Annotated in this window: 20 protein-coding genes and 1 tRNA gene; 11 read left to right on the forward strand and 10 right to left on the reverse strand. The window is 71.7% G+C overall.

Annotated features, from left to right (window positions below):
• Positions 1-22 precede the first annotated feature (22 nt).
• Positions 23-2560: an ABC transporter permease gene (locus tag OHB04_RS25060; RefSeq protein WP_326689904.1), complete on the reverse strand. Its 2538-nt coding sequence runs from the start codon at positions 2558-2560 to the stop codon at positions 23-25.
• Between the two features lie 108 nt (positions 2561-2668).
• Positions 2669-3382, reverse strand: coding sequence for an ABC transporter ATP-binding protein (locus OHB04_RS25065; protein ID WP_326692888.1), 714 nt, complete (start codon positions 3380-3382; stop codon positions 2669-2671).
• A gap of 549 nt (positions 3383-3931) precedes the next feature.
• Between OHB04_RS25065 and OHB04_RS25070 the strand changes: the two genes are divergently transcribed.
• The 3 genes from OHB04_RS25070 to OHB04_RS25080 all read left to right on the forward strand — a co-directional run bounded on the left by OHB04_RS25070 (position 3932) and on the right by OHB04_RS25080 (position 8297).
• Positions 3932-4013 (forward strand) — tRNA-Leu (locus OHB04_RS25070).
• Positions 4014-4330: 317 nt separating this feature from the next.
• On the forward strand, positions 4331-5299 hold the full coding sequence (locus OHB04_RS25075; RefSeq protein ID WP_326808366.1) for a WD40 repeat domain-containing protein: 969 nt from the start codon (positions 4331-4333) through the stop codon (positions 5297-5299).
• 2059 nt (positions 5300-7358) lie between these two features.
• On the forward strand, positions 7359-8297 hold the full coding sequence (locus OHB04_RS25080) for an aminoglycoside phosphotransferase family protein (RefSeq protein ID WP_326689907.1): 939 nt from the start codon (positions 7359-7361) through the stop codon (positions 8295-8297).
• A 180-nt stretch (positions 8298-8477) separates the two neighbouring features.
• On the opposite strand, the gene OHB04_RS25085 is transcribed toward OHB04_RS25080, so the two are convergent.
• Complete coding sequence (locus OHB04_RS25085; protein ID WP_326689908.1) at positions 8478-9656, reverse strand: UDP-N-acetylglucosamine--N-acetylmuramyl-(pentapeptide) pyrophosphoryl-undecaprenol N-acetylglucosamine transferase; 1179 nt, start codon at positions 9654-9656, stop codon at positions 8478-8480.
• Positions 9657-9810: 154 nt separating this feature from the next.
• On the opposite strand from OHB04_RS25085, the gene OHB04_RS25090 reads away from it, so the two are divergent.
• Together OHB04_RS25090 and OHB04_RS25095 are read left to right on the forward strand one after the other, a co-directional pair.
• The gene (locus OHB04_RS25090) at positions 9811-10587 is read left to right on the forward strand and encodes a class I SAM-dependent methyltransferase (protein WP_326689909.1); all 777 of its coding nucleotides are present in this window, start codon (positions 9811-9813) and stop codon (positions 10585-10587) included.
• Between the two features lie 147 nt (positions 10588-10734).
• Positions 10735-11313, forward strand: coding sequence for a dihydrofolate reductase family protein (locus OHB04_RS25095; protein WP_326808367.1), 579 nt, complete (start codon positions 10735-10737; stop codon positions 11311-11313).
• A gap of 135 nt (positions 11314-11448) precedes the next feature.
• Here the strand turns inward: OHB04_RS25095 and OHB04_RS25100 are convergent, their stop codons facing one another.
• Both OHB04_RS25100 and OHB04_RS25105 read right to left on the reverse strand, forming a co-directional pair.
• A complete protein-coding gene (locus OHB04_RS25100) occupies positions 11449-11808 on the reverse strand; it encodes a hypothetical protein (RefSeq protein ID WP_326689911.1) in 360 nt (119 codons plus the stop codon).
• A 29-nt stretch (positions 11809-11837) separates the two neighbouring features.
• Positions 11838-12455, reverse strand: a complete 618-nt coding sequence (locus OHB04_RS25105; protein ID WP_326689912.1) for a DUF3662 domain-containing protein — start codon at positions 12453-12455, stop codon at positions 11838-11840.
• 402 nt (positions 12456-12857) lie between these two features.
• Here OHB04_RS25105 and OHB04_RS25110 point away from each other — a divergent pair, with 402 nt between their 5' ends.
• On the forward strand, positions 12858-14129 hold the full coding sequence (locus OHB04_RS25110) for an aminotransferase-like domain-containing protein (protein ID WP_326808368.1): 1272 nt from the start codon (positions 12858-12860) through the stop codon (positions 14127-14129).
• 263 nt (positions 14130-14392) lie between these two features.
• Here OHB04_RS25110 and OHB04_RS25115 read toward each other — a convergent pair whose 3' ends face one another.
• A complete protein-coding gene (locus OHB04_RS25115; protein ID WP_326808369.1) occupies positions 14393-14848 on the reverse strand; it encodes a MarR family winged helix-turn-helix transcriptional regulator in 456 nt (151 codons plus the stop codon).
• 103 nt (positions 14849-14951) lie between these two features.
• Here OHB04_RS25115 and OHB04_RS25120 point away from each other — a divergent pair, with 103 nt between their 5' ends.
• The 4 genes from OHB04_RS25120 (at position 14952) to OHB04_RS25135 (ending at position 20154) form a co-directional block, all read left to right on the forward strand.
• Positions 14952-15527 (forward strand): DoxX family membrane protein, encoded by a 576-nt coding sequence (locus OHB04_RS25120; RefSeq protein WP_326689915.1) that lies wholly within the window; start codon positions 14952-14954, stop codon positions 15525-15527.
• Between the two features lie 166 nt (positions 15528-15693).
• Positions 15694-16479 (forward strand): dioxygenase family protein, encoded by a 786-nt coding sequence (locus tag OHB04_RS25125; RefSeq protein ID WP_326809517.1) that lies wholly within the window; start codon positions 15694-15696, stop codon positions 16477-16479.
• 177 nt (positions 16480-16656) lie between these two features.
• On the forward strand, positions 16657-19179 hold the full coding sequence (locus tag OHB04_RS25130; RefSeq protein WP_326808370.1) for an ATP-binding protein: 2523 nt from the start codon (positions 16657-16659) through the stop codon (positions 19177-19179).
• 114 nt (positions 19180-19293) lie between these two features.
• Entirely contained in the window at positions 19294-20154 is an 861-nt protein-coding gene (locus OHB04_RS25135; RefSeq protein WP_326808371.1) for a Bax inhibitor-1/YccA family protein, read from the forward strand.
• Positions 20155-20284: 130 nt separating this feature from the next.
• On the opposite strand, the gene OHB04_RS25140 is transcribed toward OHB04_RS25135, so the two are convergent.
• Positions 20285-20512 (reverse strand): DUF4287 domain-containing protein, encoded by a 228-nt coding sequence (locus OHB04_RS25140; RefSeq protein ID WP_326689918.1) that lies wholly within the window; start codon positions 20510-20512, stop codon positions 20285-20287.
• Positions 20513-20610: 98 nt separating this feature from the next.
• Between OHB04_RS25140 and OHB04_RS25145 the strand changes: the two genes are divergently transcribed.
• Positions 20611-20943 (forward strand): hypothetical protein, encoded by a 333-nt coding sequence (locus tag OHB04_RS25145; RefSeq protein ID WP_326689919.1) that lies wholly within the window; start codon positions 20611-20613, stop codon positions 20941-20943.
• A gap of 100 nt (positions 20944-21043) precedes the next feature.
• Here OHB04_RS25145 and OHB04_RS25150 read toward each other — a convergent pair whose 3' ends face one another.
• From OHB04_RS25150 to OHB04_RS25160, 3 genes are all read right to left on the reverse strand, one after another.
• Positions 21044-22042, reverse strand: coding sequence for a hypothetical protein (locus OHB04_RS25150; protein ID WP_326808372.1), 999 nt, complete (start codon positions 22040-22042; stop codon positions 21044-21046).
• 240 nt (positions 22043-22282) lie between these two features.
• On the reverse strand, positions 22283-23503 hold the full coding sequence (locus OHB04_RS25155) for an acetyl-CoA C-acetyltransferase (protein WP_326808373.1): 1221 nt from the start codon (positions 23501-23503) through the stop codon (positions 22283-22285).
• A gap of 137 nt (positions 23504-23640) precedes the next feature.
• Entirely contained in the window at positions 23641-24732 is a 1092-nt protein-coding gene (locus OHB04_RS25160; protein WP_326689922.1) for an SGNH/GDSL hydrolase family protein, read from the reverse strand.
• Positions 24733-24751: the final 19 nt, after the last annotated feature.

Here is a 24751-nt window from a genome sequence, read left to right on the forward strand (position 1 = left end):
GGCTGCTCCGTCCTGGTGGCGGCTACTCCGTCTTGATCGCCGTCAGCATGTTGAGCTTGGCGGCGCGGCGCGCGGGCCACAGGGCCGCCAGGACGCCGACGAACGCGGCCATGGCGAGGAAGATGCCCAGCCGGTCCCAGGGGAGCACCAGCGCGTAGGTGTCCAGGCCCGCGCCCGCGATCAGCTCGCCCGCGGCCCAGCCGAAGAAGACGCCCAGGCCGATGCCGAGGACTCCGCCGAAGAGCGAGATGACCAGCGACTCCAGCCGCACCATCCGCTTGATGCCCTTGCGGTCCAGGCCGATGGCGCGCAGCATGCCGATCTCCTGGCCGCGTTCGAAGACCGACATGGCCAAGGTGTTGATCACCCCGAGCACGGCGACGATGACGGCCATGGCGAGCAGCCCGTAGAGCATGTTCAGCAGGACGTTGATCATCTTCGCGATGCCCTCGGAGACGTCCTTCTTGTCCTCGACCTTGACCGCGGGGTTGTCGCCGAGCTGCTTCTTGAGGGACTCCTTGACCTCGTCGGTCGCGCCGTCCTTGGTCTTGGCGAGCACCTGCATGTCCGTGACCTTGGACATGTGAGGGGTCACGGTCTTGTTGTCGACCATGATGCCCTTGATCATCTGGTTGCCCTTGTAGAGCCCCGCGACCGAGAGCTGCCCCTTCTTGCCGTCCTCGTAGGCGACCTGGAAGGTCGAGCCGATCTTCCAGCCCTTGTTCTCGGCGGTCTTGGTGTCGACGACGACCTTGTCGCCGCCGCTGATGCCGGACCAGCCGCCCTTGGTGAAGTCGAGCGAGGTGAGCTTGGCGATGGAGCCGCCGTTGACGCCCGTCAGGTACTCGGTGTCCCCGCCGATCTTGGCCTGCGCGTTGCGCAGCGGGGAGCTGTCGGTGACCTGGTCCGAGTGGGCCAGCTGCTTTTCCACATCGGGCGACAGGGGGCTGAAGTTGGCCATCGAGATGGTGTAGTCGGCCTTGAGGGAGTCCGACGCCATCTTGTCGATGGCCTTCTGCACGCCGCCGGCGATCACGGTGAGGCCGGTGATCAGCGTCAGGCCGATCATCAGCGCCGAGGCGGTGGCCGCCGTACGGCGCGGGTTGCGCACCGCGTTCTGGCGGGCCAGCTTGCCGCTCACGTTGAACAGCCGCAGCACCGGCGCGGCAGCCGCGATCATCGGGCGGGCCAGCAGCGGCGTCAGCACGAACACGCCGATCAGCAGCAGCCCGGCGCCCAGCCCCATCTGGGCCTTGCCGTCGTCCGCCGTGGTCGCCATCAGCACCAGCGCGGCACCGGCGGCGGAGAAGAGCGCGCCGATCGTGTTGCGCACCACCAGCGAGCGGGTCGTCGCCGGGGCGTGGACGCTGCCCATCGCGGCGACCGGCGGGATCTTGGCGGCGCGGCGCGCGGGCAGCCAGGCGGCCAGCACGGTGATGACGACGCCGACGACCAGCGAGACGATGAAGGTGTTCGGCTCGACCACCAGCGGGCCCGAGGGCATGGTGCCCATGTTGCCGACCACGGCGCGCAGTCCGGCGGCGATACCGATGCCCGCCGCCATGCCGGCGATACCGGCGACGAAGCCCACGGCGAGCGCCTCGATCAGCACCGAGCGCGTCACCTGGCGGCGGCTGGCGCCGACGGCGCGCAGCAGCGCCAGCTCCTTGGTGCGCTGGGCGACGAGCATGGTGAAGGTGTTGGCGATGATGAAGATGCCGACGAACAGCGCGATGCCGGCGAAGGCCAGCATGCTGGTCTGCATGCCGGACATGCCGCTCTTGATCTGCTCGGACTCGTCGTCGGCGAGCTTCTTGCCGGTGACGGCCTCGGTGTGCGCGGGCAGGACCTTCTCGGCCTGCTGCTTGAGCGCGGTCTGGGAGACGCCGGAGTCGGCCCGCAGCGAGATCTCGGTGTACTCACCGGGCTTGGCGAACAGCTTCTGGGCCGTGGTGTTGTCGAAGAGGACGAGGCTGCCGCCGGCGGCGACGTTGCCGTCTTCGGTGGTGTAGATGCCGGTGACCTTCTCGGTGCGCACGGGGCCGTCGACGGACATGCGGACGGTGTCGCCGACCTTGTACCCGGTGCGCTCTGCGGTCTTGGAATCCAGCGCGATCTGGCCCGGCGCGCGGGGCGCGGCGCCGTCCTTCATCGGGTAGCGGGGATCGGCGCCCTTGCCGGCGGGGCCGCCGTAGTAGTTGGCGCCCTTGGTGGAGAAGCCGTCACCGACGAGCTTGCCGTCCTTGTCGGAGAGCGCGGCGAAGCCGGAGACCACGCCGGTGGCCGACTTGGCGCCGGGCAGCGCCGAGGCCTTCTCCAAGGTGCGCTGGCTCAGGGGCGATACGGAGCCGCGGCCCTGGGGCGCGCCCTTGTCGTCCTGCTTGATGGAGACGTCTACGTGGGAGTAGCCCTTCTCCGAGCTCTTCTGGAAGGCGTTCGAGATGGTCGAGGTGAAGACCAGGGTGCCGGAGACGAAGGCGACGCCGAGCAGCACGGCGAGCATGGTCATCAGCAGCCGGGCCTTGTGCGCGAAGACGTTGCGCAAGGCTGTACGGAGCATGAGGGTTCCTGACGGTCCTGAGAGTCCTGGGCGGGGCTTGGGCGCGGCCGGGCACACCGCGTAGGCACCGCGCGCGGGGCGCGGCGCACACTGGGCGCGGCAGTCGGCTCAGCTCGTACGGGCCTTGGTGTCGAAGGACTTCATCCGCTCCAGCACGCTGTCGGCCGTCGGTCCTGCCAGGTCGTCGACGATGCGGCCGTCGGCGAGGAAGACGACGCGGTCGGCGTAGGCGGCTGCCACCGGGTCGTGGGTGACCATGACGACGGTCTGGCCCAGCTCGCGTACCGAGTTGCGCAGGAAGCCGAGGACTTCGGCGCCGGAGCGCGAGTCGAGGTTTCCGGTCGGCTCGTCACCGAAGATGATCTCCGGCTTGGAGGCGAGGGCGCGGGCCACGGCGACGCGCTGCTGCTGGCCGCCGGAGAGCTGGTTGGGCCGGTGCTTGAGCCGGTCGGCGAGGCCGACCGTCTGGATGACGCGATCCAGCCACGCCTTGTCCGGCTTGGTGCCCGCGATGTCCATGGGGAGCGTGATGTTCTCGATCGCGTTCAGGGTGGGCAGCAGGTTGAACGCCTGGAAGATGAAGCCGATCCGGTCCCGGCGCAGCTGCGTGAGCTTCTTGTCCTTGAGCGAGGTCAACTCGGTGTCCCCGATGCGGGCGCTGCCGCTGGAGACCGAGTCGAGGCCCGCCATGCAGTGCATGAGCGTCGACTTGCCGGAGCCGGAAGGGCCCATGATCGCGGTGAACTCGGCCTGCCGGAACTCCACCGATATCCGGTCCAGGGCGACGACTTGGGTCTCACCCGTGCCGTAGACCTTGGACAGGTCGGTGGACCGTGCCGCTGCGACACCGGTGGCTCCATGCTGGGTGGGGGCTCCGGGGTACGGGCCTCCCGCGGGGTGATGGGGGCGGGTGCTGGTCGTCACGGCGCGGTGCTCCTGTCGGACGGTGATGAAGATCGGAACTTTCCTTGCACCTCCATCGTTCCGTCTCGTCACGGGCCGGGGATCAGCCCCCGCTCTGGTTTTCAGGGGAGCCCTGGGAGGTAGTCCAAGACACTTTGGTCCTCCTTGGGTATGAGAGCCGCCCCTGCGGCCGGATGACGGAGGCTCAGGCCCGTACGGTAGGGACCGGACGTGTGACCGAACGGCGACTTTCCGTCATTCCTCCCGAGCCGGACACTCGGGGGGCACGGCTCCGAAGTGGTACGCGGCAGTACGCGGGGCGCTGATGCTCCGTCAGTTGCCAATAAAATAAGACAACATCGGTCTGTCGATCCGCTGTTCGGGGGATGACCCTGGATAGGCTCATCCCTATGCCCTGGGGGAGGGCCGCGTGTGCTGAGCGGTACGCGACGCGGTCCGGGAGCCGGTGCCCGGATGGTGGAATGCAGACACGACGAGCTTAAACCTCGTTGGCCTTCGGGCCGTGCCGGTTCAAGTCCGGCTCCGGGCACTACCGCCCTAGTGTCTTCTCACCTGCGGGAACGGCTGATTCGCACGCTCGGGCTCGGTGAATGGGCGCACCGTGGGCGCACGGTGCGCTTATTCACACGCCATGACGTACACAGCATGACGTGCACAGCGAGACGGAAGAACAAGACCGGCGAGGTCACGAGCCGACAGGTGAAGTGGCGATCAGGCGGGTCACGTTCGTCACCGTTCAAGACGGAGCACCTCCGGGCGGCCCGCCCTCAAGGAGCCTCCGGCAAAGAGCGTTTCTCGCCCGGCGGAACATGGGCGGGCAGCGTGGCGGAGCACTAGGCTCCCGGCGTGATCATCGGAACGGCCCCCCAGGGGCTCATCGACTTCGACACCGTCGTCCTCAACGGGCGCATGCTCGTGGTGGGCACAGACGGCGGCAGGATCTTCACCTGGGACTCGCTGAACGACAGGTGGACGACGCACGGGTTCGCCCCCGGGGACGAACAGACGGGGCCCAGGGACATAACGGCGATCGCCGCCGCGGCCGTCGACGGCCGGATCGTGCTCGGCGGAGGCGAATACCTGCTGGCCTTCGCCCAATGGGAGCTCGACGGCAGGCTTCGTCGCGGCCCACGCGGTCAGGACGGCGGGGTGAGCGCGGTGTCCACCGTGGAGCACGGTGACCGGACGCTCTTCGTCAGCGGTGGTACTGGTCCCTCGGTGCACCTGTGGGACGCGCGGACGACTGAGCCCTACGCCGCCATCTGGCACGAACTGGAGGAATGTGGCCGCGTCGCGGTGGGCACCTGGAGGGACCGGCTGGTCGTGGCTGGTACCAAGGACAACCGGTTCCGGATCTGGGACGTCGACGCGGGAGGCTCACTCGCGGAGTTCGACTCTCCCGAGTCGCAGTTCTGTGATCACCCCGATGACGAGGTCGCGGAGCACTTCGCCGATCCGGAGGAAGGCCTGACCTACTTCGGCCTCGCGACGTATCTGGTGGCGGCCGGGGATCAGGCGTTCGTGATCCGCGACCTCGACGCGGACGGGTGGTACGAGCCGCTCACCATTCCGGGCGGCACCGTCACATGCCTGGACGCGGGCCATGTGGACGGGCGTCCCGTCGCGGTGACCGGCGGCGACGACGGCACGGTGTGCGTGTGGGACCTGGAGAATCGGCATCTCCTGAGCGAGCCCTTCACCGACCACCTGGAGGAGGTGAGCGCGGTCCGGCTGGCGAGACTGGAGGGGCGGCCCGTCGCCGTCAGCGCGAGTGCGGACGCCACGGTTCGGGTCAGAGAGCTCGCGTGGGAGTAGCGATGCCCTTGCTGAGGACGTCGGCCACGTGTTCTGCCGTGATCTTGACCCCTCGCTCGGCGAGTTGCGTCCGTTCGCCACGGTGACGCCTTTCCGAAAGCGTCTCCGCCGTCTCCCCGCCCCGCCCGGTACACCACCGGACGACCTCCACGCCGCGGTGCGCCAGGTACGCGGCCTCCGCGCCTTCCCCCGGCCCCAGCTCCAGCGCGGTATTGCACGGGCCGAGGAGGCCGGCGCCGGGCCCGTGGCCGGGCTGCGGTGTCCAGCCGAAGGTGTCGCACGGCGGGGCGGGCTGCTCCCCGTCTCCCTTGTGCGGCTTGTACTTGTCCCAGCATTCGGGGAGTGAGGTGGGCGCGTGGGGCGTGGGGCTCCTCGTGTGATGCCGGCTCAGGTCGGCTTCCGGCACTACCGCCCTCTTCGCTCACGCACGCCGCTCGGCAAAGTCGGCAAAGAGAGCGAAAGAGAGGAGGCGCCTCGTGTCGACGCGCCTCAGCCTCTGGCCGTATTCCTGCGCCTCGTCGCATTGCGACGACCCAGGAACTGCGGGGGCACCTGGGCCGTCCCAGCAGGATTCGGGGTCGTGCTCGCCCTCGAAGGGGGAGAGTAGGCGGGCTGGTGGACGAGCGCGGCGTTGCCGAGAGGGTTTTGGGTGTCGCCATTCCCCGCAGCGTTGGCCCCACCCCTGTGCGGAGGGGCGACAGCGTTGGAGATCTGTTGCAAGGGGGAGGGTGTCCCGAGGCCGCGCTCAGTGGTGACAGGGGGCCCTTGGCCCGCGTGGTTCGCAGCGGCGTGGTTGAGTCCGATGACGTCCGCGGGCGTGTACGGGTCGGGGGACGGCGGGCGGACCCATGGGGCGTCGGCGCTGGCGGAGCCGGCCTGTTGGCGTTGTGACTGGGCGTTCTGCTCGGCTGCCCTGAACGCGTGTGCGTCCACGGACGTGTGCGGGCCCGTGGACTGCGAGGCGATCCATGGGGCCGATTGGGTGCGGGTGGGTGGTCGTGGTGTGAAGGTGTAGCTGTTCGCGTATTCGGCTTCCAGGAATGCTTCTTGGGCCGCTTGCAGGGAGGGGCCGGGGGGAGCCGTTGGGTTGGGCTGGGCCGGTGTTTCCGGTGCTGATCGGTCTGCTGGTGTGTTTCGCGGGAATTCCGCTTGGTTCGTGTGCCAGGTGGGGTCGACGGTAGCCGCCGAGTTGGTTCGGGTGGGCGGTTGTGGTGGGAATGTTGGGCCGTTCGCGTATTCGGCTTCCAGGAATGCCTCTTGGCCCGTTTGCAAGGGGGAGGTGACGGGAGCCGCCGCCGGGCGTGGAGGTTGGTTTCCCACGGCTTGTGCGTACGAGGGAAGCATCACGTGGGCCCCTGCGGCGTTGACAGGGGAAGTTGGCGGCATGGCCGCAGCTTGCTGGAACGCGTACGCGTCCCCCACGTTGCCCGGCCCCAGGGCGTTGGCCGTCAGCGACGGGCGGCGCTGTGACTGGGGCTGTGACTGGTCCGGCACGTTGTCGTACGACGTGGGCGGCATGTTCTGTCGCCGGTCGTAGTCATTCTGGTCGATGAGGGCGCTCTGTTGGTGCGCGTCGTCATCGCGGCTGGGCCGGGTCGGGCCTTCGTAGGGTGACCAGCTTGCCGTGGGGTCGGTCGGAGACCAACTGGACGAGCGGCGGCGACCGCTCTCGGCTGCGGATGGTGGCATCGCTGGTTCCTCCCCCGTGTGCTGAGGCATTGGGTGCGCTCCAGAAGGATCACGTAAGGCCGCTGCGAGTGGTTCAATGGGGGCTTTTCTCTGCCGGTGCACGGAACGTCCTGTTCCGGGACGTCATCCCCGTTCGACGCCGCCCCCGTTCACCGAGCGGGGCTGCCACCACCGGCTAGGAGCGGTGCTCGGCGCCGAAGCGGACCGGCCGGGCGAGGCCCGACGCCACGTCACAACCGTGATACGCGACGTCCGGGCCCTCCTCGTGGCGCGATCCAGCGGCGCGCAGCGCTCCCGTGGCTCGGCCCGGTCGCAAATACGTCGCGCCGTTCCGCCGCCACGTGGCACCATCGCCGGCATGCCAGGAGTCATGACGCCGGATCAGCTCGCCGCTCGCAGGTCGCGTGCTCTGGACGCGGCCGTCGCCGCGGGGCGCGATCTCGGGCTCGCGGTGACCGACGCGACCGTCCTCCATGACGTGTTTTCCGTCGTCGTGCACCTCGCGCCGGCGCCTGTGGTGGTCCGGGTGCCCACCGTTTTGCCGTCGTACGCCGACCCCGACACCCAGTCGGCGCGACAGCGGGCAGAACTCGATGTGGTGACGTGGCTCGCGGAGCAGGGCAGTCCGGTGATTCCGCCGAGTCCGCTCGTGCCGGCCGAACCCGTGCGGCGCGACGGATTCTCCATGACGTTCTGGCAGTTCGTGGAGCAGGACAACAGCGTCGAGCCTGACTTCGTGCACAATTCCCGTCTGGTCGTCGACCTGCACGCCGCACTGCGCGAATACCCGGGGGATCTCCCGTTCCTTTCGGCGGCCGAACCGAGGTTCGTCACAGAGGGGCTTGCCGCCCTCGAAGCGCGTCCCGACCTCATCGACCCGGCCGATCTCGACCGCGCGCTGCGGGAGTGGGAGATCCTGGAGCCCGTCGTCCGCTCGCGCGCGGTATTCGAGGCGGAGTTCCCCGGAATCGACTTCCAGCCGATCCATGGGGACGCGCCCGCGGTCAACATCGTCGCCGCTTCGCATGGCCGGCTGTACTCCGACTTCGAATTGGTCACGCTCGGGCCGGTCGAATGGGACGTGGCGGCCCTCGGCCCCGAATGCGAGGCCGCGTACAACTCCGCCGCGCGGCAACGAGGCCTGCGTCAGCTGGATGAGCGTGTGCTGCGCTTCGTCAACGCCGTAGGCATGTCCCGGTCGGTGGCGTGCCTCGCGCTCGTGCCGCAGTTGCCCATGCTCGCGGAGGCGGTGGAACCCGCCATCGAGCAATGGCGGACGACACCGTTTGCCGGTGGCCTGCGCGACTGAGCGACCGCTGTACGCGTACGCGGCACCGTAGGCAGTCGGACGGAGGCTCGCCCACCTGACAGCCGTCAGGGTCACACTTGTCCTTTGCCTCTTGCCCTTTGCTCCTTGCGCCTTGAGGGCACGGTGCCGGGTCACGGCACCGGGGGCCCGCCCGGGTCCCGGGCGGGCCCCCGGCCGGGGTCAGCCCGTCGCGGCGGACAGCAGTACGTCCACGAGCCTCTCGGCCGCGTCCGGCCGCCCGTGTGCCCGGGCCGCCTCCGCCATCGCCTCACGCCGCGCCGGATCGGTGAGGAGCGGGTCGACGGCCTCCCGCAGCCGCGCCGCACTCACCTCACCCTCCAGGGTGACGGCCGCGCCCGTCTTCTCCAGGTGCTGGGCGTTGTGCGCCTGCTCGTTGCCCGCAGAGGACGCGAGCGGCACGAACACCGCCGGCTTGCCGAGGGCGGTCAGCTCCGCGAGGGTACCGGCGCCGCTGCGGGAGACCACGACGTCGGCGAGCGCCAGGACGTCGGGGAGTTCGGGGCCGACGAACCCGGCGAGGTAGTAGCGGCCCGCGAGCTCGGCGGGCAGGGCTGCCGCGTTCCCGCGCAGCGCCTCGGCGTTCGCCGGCCCGCACTGGTGGATGACGTTCGCGCGCTCCAGCAGCCACGGCAGCGCGTCCCGGACCACGTCGTTGATCTGCTGCGCGCCCTGGGCGCCGCCGGTGACGTAGAGGGTCGGGAGCCGCCGGTCGAAGCCGTGCAGTCCCAGCGCCGCGACGGCCTTGTCCGCGTGCCCCGACAGCACCTCCGGTCGCACGGGGTTGCCGGTGACCACCGCGGAGGAGCGCACCGACTCCGGCAGGAGCGGCAGCGTCGACTCGGACGACACGGCGATGCGCGCGGCGGAGCCCGCCAGCTTCCGGTTGGCCAGCCCCAGTTTCACGGTCTGCTCATGCAGGACCAGCGGGCGGCGGCACATCCGCGCGGCGAGCCCGGCCGGGACCGCGACGTACCCGCCTGTGGCGAGGACCACGTCCGGCCCGAACTCCGCGATGACCTTCCGGGCTTGCGCGACACCGAGCGGCACCCGCGCCATGTCCCGTACATTCGCCGGGCTGACCATCTTGAGCGGGTTCGCGGACCGGCGGATCTTGCCCGTCGCGACCGTCGTGAAGGCGATGCCCTCGTCCGGGGCGACGCGGGCCTCCAGCCCGTGGGGGGTACCGATCCACAGGACGTCCAGGGTGCCGCCGTCAGCGGCCAGCCGGGCCTGTAGCGTCCGGATCGCGGTCAGTGCGGGATACGTGTGGCCGCCGGTTCCTCCCCCTGTGACGATCAGGCGGAAGGAGCGGGGGGCAGGGGAAGCAGCTTCGTTCACGCGGCGCACCTTACTGGCTCGCCCGCGGCATTGAGACAGTTTCCGGGCAGGGGGCGCATCCGCAGCAGCGATGCGCCCTTCGGCCCGCCCGCGTCTACGGTCCCCTACCGCCCCTGGGGGAGCGGCTGTTGACAACGCGGGGTAAGTTTGTGTCGTGACGGAACAAAGAGTGGACGGCAGCGTGGGAGACGCCGACTACGGCCGGATCGGCGCCGGATACAGCGCCTACCGCAAACCGGATCCGCGGATCGCGTCGGCCGTCCTCGCTGCCCTTGGTGACGCCGGCACCGTGGTCAACGTCGGGGCCGGCTCCGGATCGTACGAGTCCAGGAGCCTGCTGGTCACCGCCGTGGAGCCCTCGCAGTCCATGCGGGTCCAGCGTCCGGCCCACCTGGCTCCGGCCGTTGACGCCACGGCCGAGCATCTTCCGTTCCCCGACGGTGTCTTCGACGCGGCGATGACCACCTTCAGCGTGCACCAGTGGAGCGACATCAAGGCCGGGCTGCGCGAGATGCGGCGGGTGGCGCGCGGCCCCGTCGTCATCCTCACCTGCGACCCTGACCTCGTACGCGACTTCTGGCTGTACGACTACGCGCCCCTCGTCCTGGAGACCGAGGCCCGCCGCTATCCCGCCGTCGCCGATCTCACCGAGACCCTTGGCGGCCGGGTCACGGTGGAGCGGGTCCCGGTCCCCGCCGACTGCACCGACGGCTTCAACGAGGCGTACTACGCGCGCCCCGAACGCCTGCTGGAGCCCGGCGCCCGCCAGGCGTGCTCGGCGTGGAGCTTCGTGGAGCCGGAGGTGCGCGCGGAGTACGTCGGGCGGCTGCGCGACGATCTCGACTCGGGCCGCTGGGACGAGCGCTACGGCGCCCTGCGCCGGCAGCCCACGCTGGACGGCTCCCTCATCCTGATCCGCGCCCTGCCCTGATGAGGCCCATCCTCATCCGCGCTCGGCTCCTCACCCGCGCTCGGCTCTGAGGACGGCGCTCGCGCGCTCCGGAGGCGGCGATGAGTCCGGTCGGTCACCCTGGTCTCACCAGGAAGGCGGGAAGAGCCGACCATGGAGGGCCGGAGCATGCGGGACCTGGTGATCACGGAGAACATCACGCTGGATGGCGTCATCGACGCCGCCGGAGGCTGGTTCGCCCCGGCCGACGCCGCCGGGGCCGACTCGGCGCAGCCCGACACCTCCGATCTGACGGCCGCGCTGGGCGAGCAGATGGCGGGCGCCGACGCCTTCTTGGTGGGCCGCAGGACGTTCGAGGACATGCGCGGCTACTGGCCCCGGCAGACGGACGACACGACCGGCGTCGCCGACTACCTCAGTACGGTTCGCAAATACGTGGTCTCCCGCACCCTGGGCGACCCCGGCTGGCAGAACACGACGGTGCTGCCGGGCGACCCGGGCGAGGAGATCGCGGCGCTGAAGAGGGCTCCCGGCGGGGACATCGTCACGACCGGAAGCATCACGCTGGTCCACGAGCTGATCGCGGCCGGACTGGTCGACGAGTTCCGGCTGTTCGTATACCCGGTCGTCATCGGCCCCGGTGCCCGGCTGTTCACCGACCGGACCAAGGGACCGGGCACGCTGCGCCTGGTGGAGACCAGGCCCTTCGTCTCAGGGGTCGTGCTGCTGCGCTACCGCACGGCGTAGCGGGCCTTCGCATGGGGCGCGCCCTCGTATGGAGCGCGCCCTCGTACGAGGAGAGGGCACGGCCGACGCGCCGTGCCCCCTCGCCCTCTCCTGCCTCCTGCTCGCATGCCACCCGGCAGCCGCGCACCGGATGCTTCAGCGGCTCTCCAGCCGTAGCCGCAGCTGCGTTTCCTGGTCGCCTGCCACATGCAGCTCCTCGCGCACCGTGAAGGCGTCGTCCAGCACCCGGAGGAGCTTGTCCACGGCTGTGGGCGGCCCCTGGAGTTCGGCCGCGACGGGGGTGGCCAGTGCCACGGGCTCCGGCCGCCGGCCGGTGCCCTGCGCGATGTCGAACTGCGCCATCCACACATCGGCCTTCCGCCGCTCGGCCCCGGACTTCCAGTCCGAGGGGAACAGCGCGTCCAGAACTTCGAACACCACTTCGGCATCCGCACCGCCGCACTCGCTCAGCTGCACGGAGACTTCCCTGTCCCCACCGGACATGTCCGCCACCATTCCGGGCCTCCCTTTCTCGCGAATTGTCTTCAGGCCCAATATCGGCCCGTGGGTACCCGCGAGACGTGATCACAACCGGCGATTCGCGCTTCGTCTCCAGGCCGGGACGGCCCGCACAGTTCGCAGGCCCCCGACGACCCCGACGGTCCCGATGCCCCCGAGGGCCCGGACGCTCCGGATGGCCCGGGCGGTCCGGACGGCTCGAACAGCGGGAGCGGCAGCAGCTGGGTCAGGTCGTCGCCATGGCCCCCACCGGCCGGAGCGGGCGCGGTGGGGGCCACATGGCTGTGGACGCGGTAGCGGGTGACCGGATGCTGGGCGGAACGCGGCGCCTCCAGCCGGACCGTGACGGGGCCCGCGAAGGTGTAGCGGCGCTCGGCCGCGTAGCTGCGGACCAGCGCGGCCAGCTGGGGTGCCAGCTCGCCGCTGTGCGCGTCGAGCCGCTCGTGGACGTCCTGGGGCAGCTCGATGCTGAAGTGGTTGGGGACCAGGGTTCGGCCGTGGCCCAGGATCATGGCGTTCTCGTCGCACTCCTTGTAGAGCACCGTCACGATCTCGGCGGGCTTGCTGCGCGGCCTGCGTACCAGCGCCCACGCTGCCGAGATCCAGCGCTCCAGTGCCCGTTCGAAATCCCCGATCCTTCCCATGGCCGTCCGCCACCCGCCTCTCGCCCGCTCGCTCGTCGCCCGTTCACTGCCCCGCTAACGCCCGGAGCGGCGGGACGGGCACGCCCGGCGCACCGGATGGCGCACGCCCTGGCCGGGCGGTGACGCCGGCCCCGCACGCACCTCCGGGCGCCCCGCACGCGCGTCCGGCCGACGCGTGCGGCCGACGCCTCCTGGTCCGGCGGTCCGGCGGTCCGGCGGTCCGGACGTACGGCCCGGGGGTGCGCGGTGTGTGCCGTGGCGTGGCGCACCCGAGCGCGATGGCGCGCGGCAACCGGTCAACCCGTCCGTGCGGCCCGTGCCGGGCTCGGTCCGGAACGGCGGCGGCTGCCCACATTCCGGATGGGGGCGGGGCGGGCCGGGGCGCGTTCGTAGGCTGCGGGTATGACCCCCAGCACCACCGCGGGCTCTGCTCCCGCGCCCGCCCCGGGAGCCGCCCGCACAGCGGGCGCACCGGATGCCGCGTCAAATGCCGCGCCCGCGCCCCCGCTCGCCTCCCGTGCCGCCTCGGTCGGCTCCTCTCCCGTGCGCGAGATCCTCGCGCTGACGGAGCGCCCCGAGGTGATCTCCTTCGCGGGCGGGCTGCCCGCGCCCGAGCTGTTCGACGCGGAGGGGATACGGGCCGCCTACGACCAGGTGCTCACCGAGGAGCCGCGCCGCGCGCTCCAGTACTCCACGACGGAGGGCGACCCCGCGCTGCGCGCCGCCGTCGCCGCGCGGCTCGGCGCCCGGGGCCTGCCCACCTCGCCGGACGACCTGCTGGTGACCACCGGCTCCCAGCAGGGCCTCACGCTGCTGGCGACGGCGCTGCTGGAGCCCGGCGACACCGTGCTGGTGGAGGACCCGACGTATCTCGCGGCCCTCCAGTGCTTCGGATTCGCGGGCGCGCGCGTCGTCCCCGTGCGTTCGGACGAGAACGGCCTCGACCCCGCGGCGCTGGCCGATGCCGTGGTGCGCGAGCGGCCCAAACTGCTCTACACGGTGCCGACGTTCCAGAACCCGACCGGCCGCACCCTCCCGGCCGCGCGGCGGCAGGCCGTCGCCGCGGTCGCGGCGCGGCACGGGCTGTGGATAGCCGAGGACGACCCGTACGGCGAACTGCGCTACGAGGGCGAGCGGGTGCCCCACCTCGCCTCCCTGGAGGCCGCCGCCGACCGCACGGTGCTGCTGGGCAGCTTCTCCAAGGTCATGGCGCCCGGACTGCGGCTGGGCTGGCTGCGCGCCCCCGCCGCGCTGCGCCGCGCCTGCGTCGTCGCCAAACAGTCCTTCGACCTGCACTGCTCGACCGTCGACCAGGCCGCCACCGCCCGCTACCTCGCGGACGCCGACCTGGACGCGCACCTCGAACGGCTGTGCGTGGCCTACCGGCTGCGCCGGGACGCCCTGCTCGACGGGCTGCCCGCCGCGCTGCCCGAGGGGAGCGAGTGGAACAGGCCGGAGGGCGGCATGTTCGTCTGGGCCCGGCTGCCGGCGGGCCACGACGCGACGGAGCTGCTCCGTGCTGCGGTCGCCCGCGATGTGGCCTACGTCCCCGGGGCGCCGTTCTTCGCCGGTCCACCGGACCCGGGCGCGCTGCGGCTGTCGTTCACCACGCACACCCCCGAGGAGATCGCGGAGGGACTGCGGCGCCTCGCCGGGGTGTTCGAGGCCCGGTAGGCGCGTGCGCTCCCTTCACGTGCCACGGGAGTTGACGAGGTGCCGGACCGCGGCTTCACCGGCTCCGTCGACCACCGGGCGAAGGTGTCCGGGCGGAGGAGCAGGGCGCGCTCCCCGCTCTGGCGCGCCGGCACCCGCACCTGGCGCCGGCGATCGACCGGCCGCGCGAGGAGCACCGTACGGCGGACAGGCTGCGGGCCGGTCCGGAGCGACTGCTCGACGGGGCCGCCACCGCCGGCCCCGGCCGCTTCCTGACCGCTCCGTCAGGGGCGGAGGCGGGCGCCGACGCGGCCCAGCGCCTCGGCCATCGCGTCCAGCTCGTCGGGGCGCAGGACGTCGATGAGGGCCTCGCGTACGGCGGCGACGTGTCCGGGGGCCGCGGCGCGCAGCGTGTCGCGGCCCTCGGTGGTGAGGACGGCCAGGACGCCGCGTACGTCCGTGGGGCAGGAGCGGCGGCGCACCAGGCCGCGCTTCTCCAGCTGGCTCACCTGGTAGGTCAGCCCGCTCTTGGAGGTGAAGAGGCCCTCCGCCAGCTCGGTCATCCGGATCTCGCCGTCCGGCGCGGCCCCGAGTCGTACGAGGATCTCGTACTGCGTGTGGGAGAGCCCCGCGTCGTCCTTGAGCTGTTGCTCAAGGTGACGGGAGACCCGGCTGGTCGCTTCCAGGAAGCCCTGCCAGGCCGCCATCTCCCGCTCGTCGAGCCACCTGGTCTCTGCCATGCGTGTCATTCTACGCGGTTGTTCAAATTCGAACTGTCTTGTACGGTCGCCCCGAGAACGAGGTTCGAATTTGAACCACACGTCCCGCAGGAGGCTCCCGCTCATGTCGTCCCCCCACGCCACAACCCTCTCCCCGGATGCCGGGCCGGACACCGCCCGGACGGGCGGCACCGACGCCGCCGTTTCCGCGCCCGCCCAGCCCGGCTACGACGCGGGCCTGCTCGTGCTGCGGCTCGCCCTCGGCCTGACGATGGCGGCGCACGGCTCTCAGAAGCTCTTCGGATGGTTCAACGGCGGCGGGCTCGACGGCACCGCCGGGTTCTTCACCTCGGTCGGATACCCCTCGGGCAAGACCATGGCCGTCGTCGCCGGCCTCAGCGAGACCCTGGGCGGTCTCGGGCTGGCCCTCGGCCTGCTCACCCCGCTCGCGGGCGCCGCCCTCTTCGGCACCATGCTCAACGTCCTCGCCGTGAAGTGGGGCAGCTTCTTCGCGCCGAAGGGCGTGGAGTACGAACTCCTCCTGGCCGTGGCCGCCGCCGCGCTCACCCTCACCGGGCCCGGCAGGCTGGCCGCCGACCGCGCGCTGCCCGTCCTGCGCGCCCACCGCCTCACCCACGGCGCCGCGGCACTCGTCCTGGGCGCGGTCCTGGCCGGGATCGTCCTCCTCGTACGGAACTGATCCGCCCCGCCCGACCTCTCGGAAGCACTGCCCAGGGAGTGCTGCCCGGGGAGCACTCCCCGGGCAGCACCGGACCGAAGCACCTGGAAGCACTCGCCCGGAAGGGGGCGCCATGAGCCGCTCGGACACCCCGCACGGCGGCGACAGCGACGGCGACGCCGGCGGCATGTCCTGGGACGGCGGCCGGATGCCCGTGCTGTACCTCAGTCATGGCGCCCCGCCGCTCGCCGACGACGCGCTGTGGACCTTCCAGCTCGCCTCCTGGGCGCGTGAACTGCCGCGCCCGCGCGCCGTCCTGATGGTCTCGGCGCACTGGGAGTCGCGCCCCGTCACCCTCTCCGCGACCCGTACGGTGCCGCTGGTCCACGACTTCTCCGGGTTCCCCGAGCACTACTACCGGGTGCGCTACCCCGCGCCCGGAGCGCCCGCCCTGGCCGCGCGCGTACGGGCCCTGCTGGGCGGCGGCGACCAGGTCGCCGCCGCGCCGGAGCGGGGCCTGGACCACGGGGCCTATGTACCGCTCGTCGAGATGTATCCGGACGCCGGCATCCCCGTCCTCCAGCTTTCCCTGCCGACCCTGGACCCCACGCGGCTGATGGCGCTGGGCCGCAGGCTGGCGCCGCTGCGCGAGGAGGGCACGCTGATCGTCGGCAGCGGCTTCTTCACCCACAACCTCAGCGGCTTCAGCTGGGGCGCCGGGGCGGACGAAACCCCGGCCTGGTCCCGGGAGTTCGACGCGTGGGGGCGCGAGGCGCTGGCGGGCCAGGACATCGACGCGCTGCTCGACTTCACCCACCGCGCCCCGGCGGGCCGTATCGCGCACCCGCGCACGGAACACTTCGCGCCCCTGTTCGTCACCCTGGGCGCCGGCGAAGACGAGCTGGCCGGACAGCGCACCGTCATCGACGGTTTCTGGTACGGCCTGGCCAAGCGCTCCGTCCAACTGGGCTGACCACCTGCGCCTTTCACGACCCGCTGCCCTCCCCCGCCCGGCGCCCCCGCTCCTCCCGGAGGCCTTCCAGGGGCCTGCCACGGGCCTGCCGCGGCCTTCCGTGGGTCACTCCCGCGGTTCCTCCCGCTCGCCCATGCGGCTGGTCCCCGCTCACCCCTGTTCGCACAGGGTGACGGGATGAGTACCCTGACGTGCGAAATGCGTACGTCACAGCTTTCGGGTGGGGGTGACATGGGCTTCGGCTTCAAGCGGCGGAGCTCGGCCCTCCCCGCGGAGGTCACCAGCTTCGTCGGACGCCAGGAGGAACTCGCGTGCGTCGACGCCCTGTTGTGCCGCGCCCGGCTGGTCTCCCTGGTGGGCCCCGGCGGCGTGGGCAAGACCCGGCTCGCGCTGCGCGCCGCAGCCGCCGTCAAGGACAGCTACCCCGACGGGCTGTGCCTGGCCGAGCTGACCGAGCTGCGCGAGGCCGAACTGCTGCCCGCCGGGCTCGCCGCGCTGCTGGGCCTGCCGGACCAGAGCGGCCGTGAACCTCTCGACCTGCTGGTCGAGCACCTGCGCGGACTGCGCAAGCTGCTGATCCTCGACACTTGCGAACACCTCGTCGACGCGTGCGCCGCCTTCGCCGACCTCGTGCTGCGCGAGGCGCCCGAGGTGACCTTGCTGGTCACCAGCCGCCAGCCGCTGGACGTGCCCGGCGAACACACCTTCGTCGTCCCACCGCTGGCCGTCGAGGAGCGCGACGGCAGCGGCGCCCGCACCGACGGCAGCGCCGTGGCCCTCTTCGCGCAGCGCGCCGCCGCCGTCGTACCGGGCTTCCGCGTCACCGCCGCCAACCGCGAGGAGGTCGTCGCCCTGTGCCGCCGGCTGGACGGCATACCGCTGGCCATCGAGCTGGCGACCGTACGGCTGCGCGCCCTCTCGCTCACCCAGCTCGCCGCGCGCCTGGAGGACCGCTTCCGGGTACTGACCGGTGACCGGCGTACCGCCTTGCCCCGGCATCAGACGCTGCGTACCACGATCGGCTGGAGCCACGAGCTGTGCTCGGCCGAGGAGCGGCTGCTGTGGGCCCGGCTGTCGGTGTTCGCCGGGGCCTTCGACATCGGGGCCGCCGAAACAGTGTGCGCGGGCGGCGCGCTGCGGCCGGAGGCGGTGGTGGAGCACCTGGTGGCGCTCGTGGACAAGTCGGTGGTCCTGCGCGTGGACGATGAGGATCTGCCGCGCTACCGGCTGCTGGACACCATCCGCGAGTACGGCGCCGAGTGGCTGGCGAGCACCGGTGAGGAGCGGGCGTGCGCCGAGCGGCACCTGGCGTGGTTCCGGGGCGCGGCCGAGCACTTCCGTGAGCACGGCACGGGCCCCGCACAGCAACGGCTGAGCCAGGACATCACGCGGGACCTGGCCAACTTCCGGCTGGCGCTCGAATACGCGCACGGGCCGGGCGAGCGGCCCCAGGACGGGCCGGCGCTCGCGGTCGCGCTGGCGCCGTACTGGACGTTCCGCTCCTCCTTCGCCGAGTCCCGCCACTGGCTGCGGCGCGGCCTGGAACTCCTGTCGGGCCCGTGCCCCGAGCGGGCCGAGGCGCTGTGCGGCCTCGCGCACCACACGGCCGTCCAGGGGCGCACGGAGGCGGCCATGCCGTACGCCGAGGAAGCGTGGGAGATCGCCGAGGCGCTCGGCGACGAGCGGCTGCGGGGGATGGCCACGCACTTCGTCGGCTTCGTGCACCTGATGAGCGGTGAAGCGGAGACGGCCGGCCCCTTCATCGCGCGCTCCCGTCCGCTGCTGGAGGCGGCCGGCGACCGCTACCACCTTGCGCTCAACTTCATGCACGAGGCGGTGCGCTCGGCCCTGCTCGGCAGGAGCGAGCAGTCGCTGCGCAACGAACGGGCTTTCGAGCTGGCGCTCGGCGACGGCCCGCACGGCGGCGGCGAGCGGGCGGAGGGCGAGCACGGCCTGAGCGAGCACGGCCTGAGCGAGCAAAGCGGCGGCGAGCGGGGGGAGGGGGAAAGCGGCGGGCCCGGGGACGAAGAGCGCGAGGTCTTCTTCCGGGGCTTCATCCGGTACTTCCACGGCCTCGCGCTGTGGAACGAGGGACGGCGCGCGGAGTGCGCCGCGCCGCTGCGGGAGGCCGTACGGCTCAAGGCCGCCATGGAGGAGCCGGACGGCACCGCCGTATGCCTGGAGACCCTGGCCTGGCAGGCGGCCCAGGCCGGGCGCTCCGTGCGGGCCGCCTGGCTGCTGGGGGCCGCCGACGCCTACTGGCGGCAGGACCTCGCCCTGATGTGGGGCATCGAGAGTCTCATCGCCTGCCACCACGAGGCGCTGGACCGGGTGACGTCGGCGCTGGGGGAGACCCGGGCGCACAACCTGATGCGGCGCGGGCGGGCGCTGCCGGCCGCCGAGGCGGTGGAGTTGGCCGCCTCCGACCGCGAGCACCCGAAGGCTCCCGCGCCGGGGGTGGGCGCGCGGCGCGAGGGTCCGTCCGCCCGGGGCGGCGGCCTCGGCGTGCTCACCGGCCGGGAGCGGGAGGTGGCCGGGCTGGTGGCCCAGGGGCTGACGAACCGGGAGATCGCCGAGCGCCTCGTCATCTCCAAGCGCACGGCGGACGCGCACGTCGAGCACATCCTCAGCAAGCTGGGCTGTTCGGGCCGCGCGGAGATCGCCCCGCTCCTCGAACGGCCCACAGCGACCGCGGGCTGACCTCCCGGAACATTCGGTGGCTTTTCTTCGTTCTTGACTCTGCACTAGCGTGCTGTTTTTACTAGCGCATTACGCTGGACGCAAGGCCGTGCCGTGCGGCCATGGAGGAGTGAGATGAGGAGCAGCAACCCGGTCTTCTCGCGTCGGGGGTTCAGCCGCGACAACGGCTACGCCGGTTTCAATGCCCAGCAGCAGCAGCCGCCGCAGGCCGGGAACCCCTACGCGACGAACCCGTACGCACAGCAGCCCAACCCCTATGCCCAGCAGACGCAGACCGCCGGGCACCCTTACACCGCGCCGCCGGCGGCCCCGCCGCAGGCCGGCCGGATGACGATGGACGATGTCGTCGCCCGTACGGGTATGACCCTGGGCCTCGTCGTCGTCACCGCGGCCGTGGCCTGGATCACGGACATGTCGCTGGTTCTCGCCATCGGCGCCGGGCTCGTCGCGATGGTGCTGTCGCTGGTCCAGGCGTTCAAGCGCAAGGCGTCGCCCCCGCTGATCCTGGCGTACGCCGCCTTCGAGGGCCTCTTCCTGGGCGCGCTGAGCAACTTCGTCAACGGGTATGTGAACGGCGCCGCGATGCAGGCGGTGCTGGGGACGATGGCGGTGTTCACCGCCGTCCTCGTGCTCTACAAGACACGGATCATCCGGGTCACCCAGCGGTTCTACCGCTTCGTGATGGCGGCGGCGATCGGCTTCGTGCTGCTCATGGCCGTCAATCTGCTGTTCGCGGTCTTCGGCGGCGGTGACGGCCTCGGCTTCCGCAGCGGCGGCATGGGCATCCTGTTCGGCGTCATCGGCGTCGTGCTGGGTGCGCTCTTCCTCGCGCTGGACTTCAAGCAGGTCGAGGACGGCATCGCCTACGGCGCACCCAAGGAGGAGTCGTGGCTGGCGGCCTTCGGGCTGACGCTGACCCTGGTGTGGATCTACCTGGAGTTCCTCCGGCTGATCGCCATCATCCAGGGTGACTAGCGCGGGACGCGCGGCGGAAGCCGCCGGCACGTCCAGCAGCGGCGCCACAGAGCGATGAGAGGGCCCGGAAGGCATCGCCTTCCGGGCCCTCTCGCGTCTGTGTGGGGTCGGGGGACAGATCGGCAGCCGTCTAGAGGTGGCGCGCGGCGCGCCGCAGGTCGTGTTCGTGGATGATCGCTTTGGCGTGGCCGTAGGCGAGGTTGTGTTCGCCCCGCAGCCAGCTCACCTTCTCCTCGAATCGGAAGAGGGATGGGCCTTCGTCGACCGTGCGGAGCCAGTCGGAGACTTCACGACCGGTGCAGTGAGGGATGCGCGAGAGCAGGTTCCGGTGGGTCTCTTCGGAGAAGATTTGGGACATCGGCGCCTCCGGACGCTTTCTTAGTGAGTCCTTGACGCCACGTTGCCTGAGCGTTGGGTTGTTGGCAACAGTCCGGAGGCGGCGCATAGGCTTGCGAAGTGCCTTCCGTTGATACGACTCCGCTGATCACTGCCGTGGACCAGCTCGCCGACCGGCTCCGTGCGCTGCCGCAGAGCACCTTGCGGCGGGGTGCGGCTCAAGAAGGACTCGCCTTGGCGCGGTCGCTTTCCGAGCGCGCTCAACGGCTGGAATTCGGCCCCCCGATGGAGCCCCGGGTGATGCCCGACGCGGGCGTCTTCGCCGTCGGCGACCAAGTGTCGGTCGCGGGCCACGACATGGCCCTGGCTCTGGCCGAGGGTCCCGCTTCGGCCCCGGACGCGCTGGCGGAGGCGCTGCGCGAGGTGCGGACCGCCGCGGCCCGCGTGGGCTGACCGCCACGGCCGGCTGCGGGCCGGACCTGCAACGACGGCGGTTGAACCGGACCAACAGCGTCGGCGGTGGGGCCGGACCAACAGCGTTGCCGGGCCGGGCCTACCGCGAGGCGATGACGCGGTCGGCCAGGAGGTAGGCCGTATCGCCGTTGGGGAAGCCGAAGGTGAGGGCGTAGGAGCCCGCGATGCCGGAGCCGCCCAACAGCACGGGAGACTCGCCCAGGCGCAGCGCTTCGCCGAGCGCCTCGCTGGTGGCGCGGTGGCCGGGTGAGAGACAGACCGTCGTGCCGTCCTCGAACACGTACACATCCAGCGTGCCCAGCGGGCCGGGCCGCACATCGGCCAGCGGGGTGCGGGCGATCGCCAGTTCGGCCAGCCGCTCCACCGTGCGCTCGTGGTCGGCGACCGTCGGCGCCGTGGACGGTGCGGGGGAGGGGATGACGGGGTCGCCGTTGAGGTTGTAGTCCGGGTGCGAGGGGTGGCGGCGGCGCGCGGCGGCCAGGTCGGGCGACTCGGCCCGCGGTGTCTCGGCCTCGGCCTCGGGCTCGCCCGCGTCGGCCGGGTCGCTCCGGTCCCGCTGCCCGGCACCGGGGGCGGGCGGTGCGCTCTCCCCGTCGCCGTCCTCGGGCCCGTTCTGGCGGGGGATGAAGATCTCTCCGGCGTCGGCCTCGGGGTCGAGGTCCAAGAGCGCGTCGAGGTGGTCGGCGAGGGCGCCCGGCGCCACCTCGTACTCGGTGCCGTGCCCGGCCAGCAGCGAGCCGTTGTCCGGCTCGCAGTCCCGCGCCTCCTGGGCGGCCCAGAAGGCGCGTGCCTCGGCCAGTTCACGCTCGCGCTCGTCGGCGAGCGCCTCGGCGACGGCGGTGCGGATCTCCTCGGCGAAGCCGCCCTCGCGCGCGCGGGGAACCGCACCGGAGGCGGCAGCGGCCGGTGCGGTGTGCTGTGCGTCCGCGTGCTGTGCGGTTTCGCCGCGCTGGGCGTCGAGCTGGGCACGCAGCGCGGTCAGCTGGCGGCGCAGCCCCTGTGCGGTGTGCAGTGCGGCACCGCCCAGCGCGGTGGCCGTGGCCGCCGTGCACAGCAGGATGAGGGATATGGCGCTCACTGACGTACTCCCGGTTCCGGTTCGATCCCCCTGAATTCCTACAACAGCGTTGCGAGGAAAGCTCTTCGACCGTAGTGCAAAACGCCCGGAAGTGGACAGGGGGAAGGTTGAGCGTTGACGTACCGTACCGCCCTGACCTGTACGAACGAAGCGCCCCCAGGGCGTATATCACATCCTGGGGGCGCTTCGGTCTCGCTGTTGTATAGGTGCCGCCGCCGCTTCTCGGGGTGCTGTCGGGGCTCAGCTGAGGCGTTCGAGGACCATCGCCATGCCCTGGCCGCCGCCCACGCACATGGTCTCCAGCGCGAACTGTTTGTCGTGCCACTGGAGCGAGTTGAGCAGCGTGGTGGTGATGCGCGCGCCGGTCATGCCGAAGGGGTGGCCGACGGCGATGGCGCCGCCGTTGACGTTGAGCTTGTCCAGGTCGATGCCCAGGTCCTGGTAGGAGGGGATCACCTGCGCGGCGAACGCCTCGTTGATCTCGACCAGGTCGATGTCGCCGATCGACAGGCCCGCGCGGGCCAGCGCCTGCTTGCTGGCCTCGACGGGGCCGTGGCCCATGATCTCGGGGGAGAGCGCGGAGACTCCGGTGGAGACGATCCGCGCCAGCGGGGTCAGGCCCAGCTCGCGGGCCTTGGTGTCGGACATGATCACCAGCGCCGCCGCACCGTCGTTGAGCGCGCAGCAGTTGCCCGCCGTGATCCGGCCGTCGGGCCGGAAGACCGGCTTGAGGCCCTCGACTCCCTCCAGGGTGACCCCGGCGCGCGGCCCGTCGTCCTTGGCGACGACCGTCCCGTCCGGTGTCGTGACGGGGGTGATCTCCCGCTCCCAGAAGCCGTCCGCCAGGGCCTTCTCGGCGAGGTTCTGGGACCGCACGCCGAACTCGTCCATCTCACGGCGTGTGATGCCCTTGTGACGCGCGAGGTTCTCGGCGGTCTGGCCCATGGCGATGTAGACGTCCGGGACCTGGCCGCCCTCGCGGGGGTCGGTCCAGCCGTCCCCTCCCTGCTCGGCGCGGGCCGCGGTGCGCGCCTCGGCGTCGGCGAAGAGCGGGTTGTGGGTGCCGGGCATGCCGTCGGAGGAGCCGTTGACCTGGCGGGAGACCGTCTCGACACCGGCCGAGATGAACACGTCGCCCTCGCCCGCCTTGATGGCGTGCAGCGCCATGCGGGAGGTCTGGAGCGAGGAGGAACAGTAGCGGGTGATGGTGCAGCCCGGCAGGTGGTCCATGCCCATCTGGACGGCGACCACCCGGCCCAGGTTGTGCCCCTGCTCACCGCCCGGGAGGCCGCAGCCCAGCATGAGGTCGTCGATCTGGGCCGGGTCCAGCTCCGGCACCTTGTCGAGGGCCGCCTGGATGATGCCGGCCGTGAGGTCGTCGGGACGTACGTCCTTGAGCGAACCCTTCATGGCGCGGCCGATGGGGGAGCGGGCGGCAGAGACGATCACTGCTTCGGGCATCACGGCTCCTGGGAGAGGGGGTCTGTCGCTGTCCACGCTGCGGAAGCGCTGACGTGCCGCGCGAGCGCGGCCTGCTGCGGAAGCTACCCGCCCGTAGTCGACAGGTCACTGTTTGGAGGATGTGATGCGGGCCTCTTCTAAGCGCTTGCTTGGTCACCTCCCCGGTCCCTGCCCCCGCCGAGCGCCGGCCGGGCCGCCCGCGAGGACGCCGCCTGCGACTCGGGGCCTGTCTCATCCGGGGGCGGCAGCCGCCTGCGGCGGCGGTGCTTGAGCAGCGCCCAGGGGCCGCGCATCCCCGCGACCTCCGTACCGCCCTCGGCCGCGGCCTCGGCCGCCGCCCTGGCCACCGGCAAGATGCCCTCGCGCCGCCGCGCGTCGGGCCGTTCGTCCTCGGTCGGCCACAGGCCCAGCGCCGCGCACAAGGTGGGCAGCACGGCCATCGCCGCCGTCGCGTACCCCTCGGCCGAGGGGTGGTAGTTGTCGGGTCCGAACAGCTCGCGCGGATGGGCGGAGAACTCGGGCCCCAGCAGGTCGCCCAGCGAGACCGTACGGCCGCCCTCCTCGACGACCGCGATGGTCTGTGCCGCGGCCAGCTGACGACTCAGCCGCCGCGCTATCCAGCGCAGCGGCTGCCCCACGGGCTCGACACTGCCCAGGTCGGGGCAGGTGCCCACCACCACCTCACAACCCGCCGTGCGCAGCCGCGCCACCGCGTCGGACAGATAGCGGACCGACCGTGCGGGCGGCGTCCGGTGGGTGACGTCGTTGGCGCCGATCATGATGACGCACACGTCGGGGGACCCGGACGAGTCCCGCTCGCTCAGCAGCTGCGTGACCTGGCGCTCCAGGTCGTCGGACTGCGCTCCGGACAGCGCGACGTTGCGCAGCTCCACCGGGCGTTCGGCCACCGCGGCGAGCGCGGAGGCCAGCAGCGCTCCGGGCGTCTGGCGTGGCCGGTGGACGCCCTGGCCCGCCGCGGTCGAGTCGCCGAGGAAGGCCAGCCGCAGCGGCCGTCCCGGATACAGTCGGCCGAAGGCGGTGCCGTAGCTGCCGTCGGCCGCGGGTGGCTCGTCGGCCGAGCCACCGACCTTGCGTTTGGCGAGTTGGATCTCGGTGAAGAGAAGCCCGATCGCCGCCCCGCCGAGCAGGCCGATCCCACCGCCCCCATAGGCGGCTGCGGTCGCGATCCGCCGGGCCACTCTCGCGCTCGACGCCTTCGACATCGGCATTGTGCTGTCTCCGCCTCCT

Origin of the sequence: Streptomyces sp. NBC_01775 (genome assembly GCF_035917675.1) — a bacterium.
In the GTDB taxonomy this organism is placed as follows: Bacteria; Actinomycetota; Actinomycetes; order Streptomycetales; family Streptomycetaceae; genus Streptomyces.